Here is a 12,300-nt window from a genome sequence, read left to right on the forward strand (position 1 = left end):
CAAACGGTAGTGCTAATGCCGTCCCCGGGTCTTTTGAGGCGGTTGAATTCGGATATTAGGCGATCTTGACTTGGTCGCCCTCGGGACGGTTTCTGTAAGCTTGGTACAGTGGTCCGTTTTCAGCGAACAGGCGTTGTCGCCACGTATCTTCCAGTGCCCGCGTATCATGATTGTCAGGATGGTAGCGCCGATCAACGAACTCCGGAAGGCGGCGCATAATCCCGGAGACAAATCCCTTTGGACCGAACAGTACGTTCAATCCCACGGCGTTGTCCTTGACGCTGCCCAGCTTCCCGTCCTTGGCGAGCATCCATGCCCAAGTGATCCCCAACATCGGCAAGAGCACAACCAGGGATGCCGCCGTCGCTGCGATCCGCTCACCGTGACTGTTGCCGATGATTTCGTAAACGTTGTAAGCAACAGATTTGTGTTCAAGCTCCTCAAGAGCATGCCATTGCCATATCTTTATCATCTCCGGGTCGGCCAGACTTTGAAACGTCTCGTCTTCCAATAGCTGCTCCGCAAGCAAGGCGGTAAAATGTTCCATGAAAGTAGTGGCGGCAAGCTGGGTGCTTTTTGGCAACATCCTCAGAACGCGGAGGCCGAACTTTACGAAGCGGTCCGGAGTGTCCATGTCGAAGCCCCTCTCAGCAAGCAATTCGTTAAGGCGGTCATGCTCGCGACCATGAATGGCTTCTTGCCCCATGAATCCGGAAATGGCCGCTCGCTGCTGCTTGTCGGTAACACGGTTTCGAAAATAACGCACCGAATCCATGAAGTAGCGCTCACCGGGTGGAAAGAACCCGGACAGCATGGCAAAGAATGTGGTTGCCGTAGCGTTGTCCGCATAGAAGTACTTTGGTGTTGTGTCCGGAAACTGGAAGTCTATGTGACGGGGTGGAATGCCCACTGACGCACCGTTCAGGACGTTGGACGTCTTTGCATTAGTTGTCTTCTTTAAAGCCATGATTCGGCCCTCTTTTTGAAGTTTGATCCTGCTTATTGCGACGATTGACTAGGCATTTTTTGCCGCCCCTGTCGCATTCGGAAGAATGCTTCGAGGGGCCGCTGATAGCCCGCCGGCATCAGGCGTTGGCCGGCGTCCAGTATCGCTGCGTCATTACCTATCAACACGCGACGCCGGTTCTTGCGAACCGCCTGCAGGATAGCGTTGGCTGCCTGTTCCGGCGTGGACCGGGCGATGCGATCGAAAAGTTCCGTAATTTCTTCCTTGCTGCCCGGGGCTATGTTCCCCATATCACCCATGCGGCTGTTACGGGCAATGTTGGTCTTGACGCCGCCCGGGTGAACGCAGGTTGCGCTAACACAGCTTCGCTCAATGTCCAGTTCTTCGCGCAGCGACTCGGTGAACCCTCGAACAGCGAATTTCGCGGCGTTATAGGCTGATTGGGTGGGCACTCCAATGATGCCAAAGATGCTGGAGATGTTTATCACATGGCCGTCGCCGGATTGCTTGAGGTAAGGCAGAAAGGCCTTGGTTCCGTATACCACCCCCCAGAAGTTAATGTTCATAAGCCATTCGAAGTTTTCATAGCTCATGGCATCAACGGTTTCTCCGAGACCAACGCCGGCATTGTTCATTATCAAGTTAACCTGTCCGTGCTCCTTGACACATTGATCCGCATACCGATACACCTCATCCCTTCGGCTGACATTAACAACATGGGTGGTGACCCTGACCGGGTAGTCGCGCAGGTCAATGGCGGTGTCTTTTAGACCGTTTTCGTCAATGTCCGACAGAGCCAAATGGCAGCCCTTTTTAGCCAGCAGCATGGCGGTCGCTCGACCTATGCCTGAACCAGCACCAGTAATCGCAGCGACTTTCCCGTAAAAACGTTTCATAATATGCTCCAACAGGTAGGCGGATCAGGCACTCAGTAACTTGCGAAACACGCGGTTCCTTCCGCGCCTGATGCTACTTCCCTCAAAACGAAGGTGGCCATCCTCGAGGTTGCCATAGCGTAATGCGGGCAGGTCACGCAAATAGTCATCAAGATTCTGCCAGGGGGTCCTGCTGCCCTGACGAGGAAGGCGGTCGTTGGCGCGAAGAACATATCCGGAACGTAAATTAAGAAAGTTCATCTGGGTCTTGCTCCCTTGTCCATCGACGGGTGTGACCACCCGGGCGCCAATATCGCGCATGTGATTCAGGAGGCGGCAGACGAATTCAGAGGCGATATCGGCCTTCAGCGTCCAAGAAGCGTTGGTGTAACCGAACACCAGGGCCATATTGGGTACCCCTTCGAGCATCAGTCCCTTGTACATCAGGGCGTCCGCCACATGAACTTCACGGCCGTCGACTTCCAATCTGGCGCCACCGAACAGCTGCAAATCAAGGCCAGTGGCTGTGATCAGAACATCAGCGTCGATATGAGCGCCGGACTTCAATTGGATCCCGGTTTCGGTGACCGCTTCGATGTGGTCGGTGACCACGGAGGCCTGGCCTTCGCGGATAACCTTGAAGAGATCACCCTTGGGAACGGCGCACATGCGTTCTTCCCAGGGATTGTAATGGGGCTGGAAATGCCGCATGTCGACCTCCGGGCCGAGCTGCCGGCGCGCGGTCGCCAGAAGCAGGCGTCGCATCGCCTTGGGCTTACTCAGAGAAAGCCGATATACCGCTCTCTGCAACAGAATATTGCGGGTCCGGGCCAGCCGGTAAACGGCCATCTCCGGCAGAATGCGGCGCAGGTTCCTGGATATCAGATCCTGCTCTGGCACGGTGGCTACATAGGTGGGCGAGCGCTGCAGCATCACCACATGATCCGCCTTGTCGGCCATAGCCGGTACCAGCGTCACGGCAGTGGCGCCACTGCCAATAACCACCACCCGTTTGCCACTGTAATCGTAGTTTTCCGGCCAGTGTTGCGGATGGATCACGTCACCGCGGAATTGGTTGATCCCCGGAATCTCCGGCGTGTAACCGGAGTCGTACTTGTAATATCCGGTGCAATTGAATACAAAGCCGGTGCTGAACTGGTGCTCCTCATCGGTTGCCTCGTCGATGGCTTTGACGATCCAGTGTTTGTTTTCGCTATGCCAGGATTGCGAGATCACTTTCAGACCGAACTGGATTCGACGTTTCACACCGTATTCGCGTGCGGTGTCGTCAATATACCGACGGATAGAAAGGCCGTCGGCAAGCATCTTGGTATCGGTCCAGGGTCGAAAGTTATAACCCAGGGTAAACATGTCGGAATCGGAGCGGACGCCGGGATAGCGGAATAAATCCCAGGTGCCTCCGATCCGTTTGCGTCGTTCAACGATTCCAAAACGGACGTTGGGGCATTTTTCCTTTAAGTGACAGGCCGCGCCAATTCCCGACAGGCCCGCCCCGACAATCAGAACATCAAGATAAGGGTGTTTCATGGTGTTGCTCCGTAGTGGCAGTGCGGCACGATTCCGGCTCAGTGGCGGCTGGCCGTTCTTGCAGAAATTGCAATACCGCCTCGGTGAAAACACTGTTACGGTCTCCGGCCACCATATGGCCGGCCTGTTCCAGAACGACATAACGTGCTTCGGGGATTAGAGTGAGCAACTCTGTTGCGCCCCGGTCACTAAGAACATCGCTGTAGTAGCCACGTATCAAAAGCACCGGTACGTCCAACTGGCGGGCCGCCAGCTCCAGCCTTGCGCGGTCGAACATGCTCCCGGCCTTGGTTGGCGCGTTCGCGTGGTTGAGAAAAGCTGGGTCCCAGTGCCAGTAAAACCGGCCATTACTGTGTTGCCGCAGGTTTTTGCGTAGCCCGGAGAGATCTTTTGATGGCGGGCGGCGCGGGTTGTAGGCGGTGATAGCATCGCGTACCTGCTCCAGCGTTTCGAATCCGTCCTGATGATGACGCATGAATTCGATGATCCGGCGGACGCCCCGAGGTTCCAATCTTGGCGCCACGTCGACCAGTACCAGCGCCTCGCAATCCAGGGAGGCGTCCTCGCCAAGTGTAAGCAAAGCGGTCAGACCACCCATGGATGCGCCGACGATAACCGGCCGGGCCGGTAGCGAGCGAATCACCGCGCTGAGGTCCGCTGCAAGGGCTCGGGCACTGTAGTCGCCTTCTCGAGACCAGTCGCTTTCGCCGTGGCCTCTTGCGTCCAGGCTAAACGCGCAGTAGCCGGCATCGGCCAGTGCGATCGCCGTGTCGGACCAGGCATGGCGGGTCTGCCCGCCGCCGTGCAGGAGCAATACGGGGGGCGCCGTGTCTTCACCATGGCGGCTGGCCCACAGACTCAACCCGTCACTGCCAGTGAATCGCACCCGAACACTGCGTCGAAGGCCGCAATGCGCGGAGGATGTCGTCGTCTGAGAGTCAGTCATAGTCAACTCTTCCGGCAATACATTTGGTCATCCAACCAATATTACAGATTGAATATATCAACGGCAATGCTTCTCCAGCCCTTTCCAGACCAGTTTGTAACGGCCGGGGTAAAACACGTTAAAAATCCTTCACCGGAAGGAACGTGAAGGTCAGGTCCACTCCCAAGGGAGGTGCTTCAAGTTCAACCGACGCCAGACCGATGCCGATCAGGTCGATGTTGGCGGGAATGGTCAGCGGGTCGGGATTGGAGACCTTGAGTATCAGTCTGCCATCGTCGACGAACCGAAGCGGTCCTTCGAGAGTGACGTTGTTAACCCGTTTGCTGCGAATATCGTGCCCAAGTTCAATAATCAACCTAGGTTCCAGTTCAGGCGCGTCTATCAACAGGTCGAAAGTGGTGCTGAACCAGGGACCGTCCTCTGTCTCGGTGATGTAGCCTTCAATAAACGGTGAATCGCCCTCGGGTAGTAAACGCAGAACCAAGGGACCTGTCTCGAGACCAATGGTGATAAGGCCTAACGCTCTGGCTTCGAGAAAGACTTGCGTGGTGGTCAGCGTGGTTGGAAAGACGGAAACAAGAACAGCGCCCGTGGTCCGATCATCCGTGTCCGGGTTACCGTCAATCAGTCGACGGTTGATGGAGACGGCGGAGTCGTATTCCCGGGGGCCGGCCTGCAACGCGCCGGTGCTGACGAACGCGAAGCGTTTCTCCGGACAGTCCTCGCCAATTGAGCAGCCCAGGTTGGCGTTGGTAATCACGCCCCCGGTGTCCCGCAGCTCCAACCGCAGGTGGTTGGCGGGCGCCTTGATGACACCATTGTTGTCGGTAGCACCTTGTTCTGAATTGTCGACCTGTAGATTGGCATTGACGTCGACCGTCGGTAGGGAACGCAGGGATACGAGGGTATAACGCTGGTCGTCACCGGTCACGACAAAGTGGTTCACCATATCGGGGCCTCCCTCGCGCGGCGCTGGAGCCGTGTCACTGCTCTGTGACAGTTGGCGTGTTTGCAAGGCAGCACCGTCCAGTGTGCAGATGGCGTTGTTTCCGCAGTCGGGACTGGTGGGCTCCGAGCGCAACGTATAGCGATATAGCTGACCGTCTCGCCAAGGGCTGTCAGGGAAAAACTCGACCCGTTGCGCCAGCACGTCGAGGTGGCCTGGCACCGTTTGCCAATCCCCACCGGCATCGCGACGCTCGACGAAAAAGGTGTCGCCGTTGACTGTTGCCGGATCTATACGGCGGTTGAAGATGACCCGTATAGGGTACTCTCGAAAAAGCCCGACCACAGGGAACAGGGGGTCGCTTCCCTGGCCGCCCTGGCAGCGCCCGTTACGCCATTGTGATCGTTCACCGGTTAACCGGGCGTCGGTCAGAGCACAGGGGTATCCGGGGAAAACAGCGGCTACCAAGGGCGCACGAAGGCTGTCGCGGTTGCCATTCGGCAAAAACAGATCGTCAAGGCGCATATCAAGGGTGTAATCCTTGCTCAGCGGGTTGCCCGCCGTGTCCCGTAGTTGGCTGGTCAGTATGATTTCAACGTCCTGGTTGTGCTCCACGATTCCCGTGCCTTCGAGGATGACGGTGGCGCCGTCGACACGCATCGAGACGTCTTCAGGTGGTAGCGAAGTGCCGTTAACCTGGACGTTGATAGCGCCATCAAGAAACGCCGACGCAGGATCAATCGCCTTGTTAAAGTTCAGAATGACCGGATCCCCCGGGCGTGTGTTGGCCTGGAAGTCCTCACCCGGCGACCAGGATTGTAATTCCAGAGGGCGTAGATCCGGCTCAGGCATTGGCGGGTTTCGCTGCCCGGCGAAGGACTCCATGCGGAAGGATAATTGGGCACCAGCCTTTTCAAGGCCGAGAATGTCGGGGTCGACCACGGAGATCGCATCCAGCACCAGCTTGCCATCCTCGACAATGGCGAGACCGACGACCTGGATATTGAGCAGATTCTGACTGAGGGCGGCATTGGCGATGGTTCCCTCCGCGGTCATGGCCGCATCCATTCTCAGCAGTGCATAGCGAGGCGCCGTCGCCTCGGTACTGAAGGGATTGGGAATCAGATAGCCGTTGGCGTCACTGAGAAGGGTAATCTGCAGGTCGCCGGTCTCGATACCGGCGGGGATTTCCCCCAGAATGTTGACATCGACCGGCGCGCCTCGCAGTACCGTGCCGGCCGGCACCCGGAGGGGGACGGCATCGGCAAAGTCCGGGACAAAGCCCAGGTCCGCGGCTAGCGAGCCTGTTAGTTCGGTAACGGCGCTGTCACCGATGATAAAGCTGTCCAGTGGCACCTGATTGACCGGTCTTCCCGTCAGCTGGGATTGCAGGTCCGGCTGTTGCTCGCCTAGGGAACCGACCTTGATGACCGTGGTTTCGCGCGGCTGCGTGCCCATGGGTGTGAACTGGCGCTCGACTTCCGGCAGTAGAGAGCCGTCACGACTGCGCAGCCCCGATAATGCTAACGTGTATTCCACCGAGTCGAGGTCCCGGCGTGGATCCAGTATCAAATAGCGCCCCTGCAGTAGCACGGAGGCGTCGATCAGCTGGCCCTGGTCGTCGACAAGCGTGATCTGCTTGCCATAAACGGTGGTGGCCGGGTCGAGCGGTCGGTTGAAGACCATGCGTAGCGTGCTCATATCATTTATTCTGGCATCCTCGATGCCGGCCAGCAGTGGATCGGGATCCAGAGGGGTGATGCCAAGTATCTTAAAGCCGTCATTGCCGACGGCGTCGGCGAACCCCGCATGGGCGCCCATCGTGTGAAATTGAAAATTTTTGAATACGGTATCGTCGATACGCCCCAGGCCCGCCTCGCTGACACTCAGCCGATAATGCGTATTGGGCGACAGTGAAGTCCGTGGTTTCAGTACCAGTCCCCGGCCGCCATCGATCACTTCGGGGGTATAGGGCACGGTGTTCCCGGCGTCGTCGGCGAGCCGCAGACGGTCCTCGACATCGCCGCTCACTTCGTCACTCAGTGTGGTGGAGAAACGCAGCACGACATTGCCGCTCGTCGGCACCTCCTGCTGGCCGGGGTAGGGGTATGCGAACACCAGTGTGTCCGAAGCGCGCCATGGATTGGCGACTTTGCCTTCGTCATCGCCGCACGCACTGATCAACATCAGCCCGAACACCCAAAGGGCAAACGAAACGTACCGCGGACGAATGTTTATTTGCTTATTCATCTCTACTCTCCTGAATTCGGCTCCGCCATCGCGGTCTAGAATTTGAGTGACAGGGAACCCGAGATGACGTGTATGTCGCCATCCACGCGAACGGTCTCGTAGGGGCTGGGATTGGTTGGCGAGTTGATGGATGTGAGGTTGAACTCTCTTTCATCAAGCTGCTGGTATTGATAAGCCAGGGACATCACAAGGGGCATATTGATTACCGGCGCGCGTTTCAGGCGGTAATCGGCGCCAACACCGACCACGATACGGTCGCTGTCGAGGAAGTTGACATCCTGGGACCGGGTCGATTGAAGTGGGGAATCCTCGACGGCCACGCCCCCATAAAGTTTAAGAGCGTCCGACCATGTGTAGCGGACGCCGATGCGGGGAACGGTGGTGTCATTAAAGCGCAGTCCAGCCTGGTCCCTGACCGTGTCACCGGCGAATTCACTCTCCAGATCGGACCAATACTGGCGCTCTACAGCCGCAACCAGCTCGAATTTACCTAAAGGCACCAGCAATCCGATTCCGTACACCTGGGGCTGGAACGTGTCGAGAGTCGCCAGTGCAAGATCAAGGCCCGGCTCGGGTATGACGCCAGGAATCACCACGTTGGCGTCCACGCTGACGTCGTACTCCGATTCCCCTCGATAGAACAACGCCAGCTCCGGTTTAAGCGCGAAAGGCAGGCAGGCGCTCGAACCGCACAGCGTGTCGCTCAAATTGACGTTAATGCCCAGCGAGGGCGTCAATGTCGGTTCGGCTTCCAGGGAGAGCTCTTCGGAGTCGGTATTGCCGGACAGATCGGAGACCGCTTCAAGGCGGGCCTGGGCCGCCAGCGTGAGTCTTGCCGAGGCACCGATATCAACGCCGCGCAGGACGTTGCCAACCGCACCGCCAAAAGCGAGATACAGGGGTTGCGACTCAAAACGCAGGAACTGGCCTTCCTGGCTGGTATTGGCCGCGAAAGGCAGTGCGTTGGAGGCATACTCATCCACGCCGACGTTAATACCAAGATAAATCGGTGTGTCCAAGTCCGCCGCGCCGGCGACACGGGTCTTGATACCAAGAAGCAGCAACTCCGAACTCTGGTCCGTGAGCACATCGTTTTCGCGATCGAATGGTGCGGCTCCGCCGAGTGATTCGGCACGCAACTCCTGGTCACCGTGCTGAAAGACCACTGTGAGTTCACCTTCCGGCGAGCGCGCAAGTGCCGCCGGGTTGTAGTAGGTGGCCCAAGCACCGCTGTGGAAAGCGCTGAATGCCTGGGCCGAGCCGGCGTGAATGGGGCCCAGGCCGTAGGTGCTTGCTGCATCGCCCGCTCCGGCCATTACCTCGCATGGGAGCAGCACGACTATCAGAACGGCCAAGGCACGACGGACCCGAAGACCCGCGTTGGGGAGGAAAAGATATCTGCGGGACTGATGGTGAGACCTGATTATCGTCATAGGGAATCATCCTTTTTGTTATTCGGGGGTGGCATTTGGCATGCTTTGTTTGGTCGAACAAACAATGCGCTGGACTTGTTTTTGAGGCAATACGAAAAATTTCTTATCAGTCAATGAAAATTTAAGGTTTTACGGTGTTGTCGTCGTCAGCCGCCTTCCGCTCCAGCGAAAAAGTCGCGCAGTTCGGTGCGTATGATGCGCTTCTGGCCTTGCCGGTCCCGGTGCGGGGGAAGTCCTCGTGGATCTGGGCCACTTTCGGCACCTTGGAGCTGCCCGGCCACTGGCGGCGTGATGCTCCGGTTTCGCGAGCAGCACACGGGCTCGGGACATCGCGCGGAGAGTGGTCCTTGACCGCTCTGGGGCGGCTCTTGTTCTTGCCTATCGAAGTTAAAGAAGGATAGGGTCTTGAGCAAGCGCTTGGTTAGGAAGCAACATCGCGGGGCCTCCAGTGCGCTCAAAAATACTATTTTGTTCTGTCGACTGTTGCGGTTCCGAATACGCCATCCGACAGAAACCGCCAGAGAAAATCGACTGATTGAGGAGAGACAGATGCGTGGATTAATGATGGACCGGCCTTTGATGATTTCCCAGATCATCGAGTACGCGGCCGCCAGCTATCCAGAGCAGGAGATCGTGTCCCGGACTCCGGAAGGCGGCCTGCACCGTTACAACTACGAAGATGCGGCCAAGCGTAGCCGCCAGTTGGCCAACGCGCTCAAGTCGCTGGGTGTCCAGGCCGGGGATCGCATCGCGACGGTGGCCTGGAACACCTATCGGCACTTGGAGCTGTATTACGCGGTCTCCGGCATTGGAGCGATCTGTCACACAATCAATCCGCGTCTGCCGGTCGAGCAGTTCGGCTACATCGTCAATCACGCCAAGGATCAGTACATTTTCCTTGATCTGACCTTCGTTCCATTGCTGGAGAAGTTGCAAGGTCTGTTTGAAGGCGTGAAGGGCTACGTCGTCATGACCGACCGCGCTCATATGCCCGAAACCTCGCTGCCCAACGTGATGTGCTACGAGGAATTGGTCGGCGAGCAGTCCGATGAAATGGCCTGGCCGGAGTTCGACGAGCATACCGCTTCGTCGCTCTGCTATACCTCCGGCACCACCGGCAATCCCAAGGGGGTGCTGTACTCGCACCGCTCGACGCTGCTGCACGCCTTCTCGGTGTTGACCATCCCCGGAATGAATCTGGGCGAGGAGAGTGCCGTGCTGCCGGTGGTGCCGATGTTCCACGTTAACGCCTGGGGCGTCCCCTACTTCGCGCCAATGGTGGGCGCGAAGATCGTCTTCCCGGGGCCGAAGCTCGATGGCGAGAGCCTGGCCGAGCTGATCAATAACGAGGGCGTCACCGAGGCCTGGGGCGTGCCCACCGTGTGGCTCGGGCTTCTTGGTCATATGCGTAAGACCGAGCAGAAGTTCACCTCGCTCAAGCGTGTTCTTATCGGCGGCTCGGCCGCGCCACGGGCGATGATGCGCGAATTCCAGGAGAAGTACGGCGTCGAAGGCCAGCAGGGCTGGGGCATGACCGAGATGAGTCCGATCGGCACGGTTTCGATGATCCGTCCCAAGGACGCCGATCTGCCGCTTGATCGGCAGTTCGACATCAAGGCCAAGCAGGGGCGTGCGGTGTTCGGGGTGGAGATGAAGATCGTCAACGACGACGGTCAAGCGCTGCCGCGGGACGGCAAGTCCTTCGGTGAGCTGCTGGTGCGCGGCCCGGCGATCATCAGCGGCTACTACGAAAACCCTGAAGCCAGCGCCAAGGCCTTCGACAGCGAGGGCTGGTTTCGCACCGGCGATGTTTCCAAGATCGACCCCGAAGGCTACATGGAGATCGTCGACCGCACCAAGGACGTGATCAAGTCCGGTGGCGAGTGGATCAGTTCCATCGATCTTGAGAACGAAGCGGTGGGGCATCCCGAGATCGCCGAGGCAGCGGTCATCGCGGTGCATCATCCGAAATGGGACGAGCGGCCGCTTCTGGTGGTGGTGCGCGAGCCGGACAGCCAGCTCGACAAGCAGGGCGTGATCGACTATCTGAGCCAGCGGGTCGCGAAATGGTGGCTGCCGGATGACGTGGTATTCGTCGACGAACTGCCGCACGGGGCGACCGGCAAGCTGCAGAAGGCCAAATTGCGCGAGCAGTTCAAGGACTATTCGTTCCCAGAGGTTGGCGGTTAAAAAAGGCCTCGATCCGCGCCTCGTCGGCGGAGTGAGCTCGCGGTACGCCAACCGGCGTTGGCTCAGGTCTTTGAACACAGCTGGAGTAGTGGAATGAAAAGCGTGCAAATCTCCAACTATCCCCACCGGATGGGTGGGCACTGCGGCTCGGGCGCACTGCGCGACCTGTTGGAATGGGCCGGGCTTGGCTGGGACGGGCCGCCGGGCGAGGGGCTCGTGTTCGGCCTCGGCGGCGGACTGTCCTTTATGTATATGAGAGTATCCGAACTCACGCCTCCCATCTACCTGGTAGGGCGCAACGGTGACATGGAGCTCGACTTCTGCCACCGCCTCGGCATTGAAACCGAGCGTCGCCAAACCGACGATCCGGACGAGGGTTGGCGCTGGGTCGCCGACGAAATCGACGCCGGCCGTCCCGTGATGATCTGGGCTGACATCGCCGAGCTGCCGTATCTCAGGGTACGTTTATCCAACACCCGTCATGACATCGTCGTCATCGGCTACGACGAGAGGCGCAGCGTCGCCCGGGTGGTGGACAACGATCGCGAGGAGGTGCAGGAAGTCCCCCTAAAAGCTCTGGCGCGAGCTCGTGCCTCCCATGGCTTTCCCGATCCCAATCGCCACGCGACTTACCCGATACGCTTTCCTGATCGGCTGCCTGAGCTACTGCCGGTGGCGCGCGATGCAGCGGCAAGCGCGGCGCGCAATATGCGCGGCACGGATGCGACGCTGTTCGATCCGGCGGACCTGCCCGCCGATGGTGTGGTCGCCTCCGGCCTGAAGGGCGTCAATATCTTCGTCGACGATCTGGCCACCTGGGGAGATAGCCTGACTGATGACCAGCTTAACGCATCGCTAAGGGTCTTACCGGTCTTCGTCGAGAAAGCCGGCACAGGCGGTGGCTTGTTCCGCCGCCTCGAAGCGGAATTCTGCGCCGAGGTTGCCCGCCTCACTGGCGATCGATCCTTTGCCCGTGCCGCCGACGTCCTGCTCGACTGCGCCAACGCCTGGAGCCGTCTTGCTACATATGCCGCCGCCGATCAGCTTGACTGGCGGGCGCTCGTCGTCCATGCCGAACAACTCCCGTCATCCGAGCAACGCGCGGTGCAGGCGCTGGAGGAGGCGGCAAGCCCGTAGAGTCGGCG

The 12,300-nt window shown here is 58.7% G+C and carries 8 protein-coding genes; 2 read left to right on the forward strand and 6 right to left on the reverse strand.

What is annotated here, in order from left to right; all coding sequences use genetic code 11:
• Positions 1–55: 55 nt before the first annotated feature.
• From ACEQZD_RS12380 to ACEQZD_RS12405, 6 genes are all read right to left on the reverse strand, one after another.
• Positions 56–967 carry a metal-dependent hydrolase gene (locus tag ACEQZD_RS12380; protein WP_067608708.1) on the reverse strand — a complete coding sequence of 304 codons (912 nt, stop codon included), beginning with the start codon at positions 965–967 and terminating at the stop codon, positions 56–58.
• A gap of 32 nt (positions 968–999) precedes the next feature.
• Positions 1,000–1,863 carry an SDR family NAD(P)-dependent oxidoreductase gene (locus ACEQZD_RS12385; RefSeq protein WP_142949010.1) on the reverse strand — a complete coding sequence of 288 codons (864 nt, stop codon included), beginning with the start codon at positions 1,861–1,863 and terminating at the stop codon, positions 1,000–1,002.
• A gap of 24 nt (positions 1,864–1,887) precedes the next feature.
• Positions 1,888–3,390 carry an NAD(P)/FAD-dependent oxidoreductase gene (locus tag ACEQZD_RS12390; RefSeq protein WP_067608714.1) on the reverse strand — a complete coding sequence of 501 codons (1,503 nt, stop codon included), beginning with the start codon at positions 3,388–3,390 and terminating at the stop codon, positions 1,888–1,890.
• The gene (locus tag ACEQZD_RS12395; protein ID WP_335629005.1) at positions 3,371–4,336 is read right to left on the reverse strand and encodes an alpha/beta hydrolase; all 966 of its coding nucleotides are present in this window, start codon (positions 4,334–4,336) and stop codon (positions 3,371–3,373) included. Before ACEQZD_RS12395 ends, ACEQZD_RS12390 begins: the two co-directional genes overlap by 20 nt.
• A 118-nt stretch (positions 4,337–4,454) precedes the next feature.
• Complete coding sequence (locus ACEQZD_RS12400) at positions 4,455–7,532, reverse strand: Ig-like domain-containing protein (protein WP_335629006.1); 3,078 nt, start codon at positions 7,530–7,532, stop codon at positions 4,455–4,457.
• Between the two features lie 35 nt (positions 7,533–7,567).
• Positions 7,568–8,848, reverse strand: coding sequence for an outer membrane protein transport protein (locus ACEQZD_RS12405; protein WP_335629007.1), 1,281 nt, complete (start codon positions 8,846–8,848; stop codon positions 7,568–7,570).
• 666 nt (positions 8,849–9,514) lie between these two features.
• Here ACEQZD_RS12405 and ACEQZD_RS12410 point away from each other — a divergent pair.
• Positions 9,515–11,155 carry a 3-(methylthio)propionyl-CoA ligase gene (locus ACEQZD_RS12410; protein ID WP_089033106.1) on the forward strand — a complete coding sequence of 547 codons (1,641 nt, stop codon included), beginning with the start codon at positions 9,515–9,517 and terminating at the stop codon, positions 11,153–11,155.
• A 93-nt stretch (positions 11,156–11,248) separates the two neighbouring features.
• On the forward strand, positions 11,249–12,292 hold the full coding sequence (locus tag ACEQZD_RS12415) for a BtrH N-terminal domain-containing protein (protein WP_370185901.1): 1,044 nt from the start codon (positions 11,249–11,251) through the stop codon (positions 12,290–12,292).
• Positions 12,293–12,300 lie beyond the last annotated feature (8 nt).

Origin of the sequence: Alloalcanivorax sp., assembly GCF_964221125.1 — a bacterium.
Lineage (GTDB): Bacteria > Pseudomonadota > Gammaproteobacteria > Pseudomonadales > Alcanivoracaceae > Alloalcanivorax > Alloalcanivorax venustensis.

Coding starts and splice junctions, on each gene's coding strand:
- ACEQZD_RS12400 (WP_335629006.1), bottom strand. CDS start 7,532: ATGAATAAGCAAATAAACATTCGTCCGCGGTACGTTTCGTTTGCCCTT.
- ACEQZD_RS12410 (WP_089033106.1), top strand. CDS start 9,515: ATGCGTGGATTAATGATGGACCGGCCTTTGATGATTTCCCAGATCATC.
- ACEQZD_RS12390 (WP_067608714.1), bottom strand. CDS start 3,390: ATGAAACACCCTTATCTTGATGTTCTGATTGTCGGGGCGGGCCTGTCG.
- ACEQZD_RS12380 (WP_067608708.1), bottom strand. CDS start 967: ATGGCTTTAAAGAAGACAACTAATGCAAAGACGTCCAACGTCCTGAAC.
- ACEQZD_RS12395 (WP_335629005.1), bottom strand. CDS start 4,336: ATGACTGACTCTCAGACGACGACATCCTCCGCGCATTGCGGCCTTCGA.
- ACEQZD_RS12415 (WP_370185901.1), top strand. CDS start 11,249: ATGAAAAGCGTGCAAATCTCCAACTATCCCCACCGGATGGGTGGGCAC.
- ACEQZD_RS12405 (WP_335629007.1), bottom strand. CDS start 8,848: ATGGCCGGAGCGGGCGATGCAGCAAGCACCTACGGCCTGGGCCCCATT.
- ACEQZD_RS12385 (WP_142949010.1), bottom strand. CDS start 1,863: ATGAAACGTTTTTACGGGAAAGTCGCTGCGATTACTGGTGCTGGTTCA.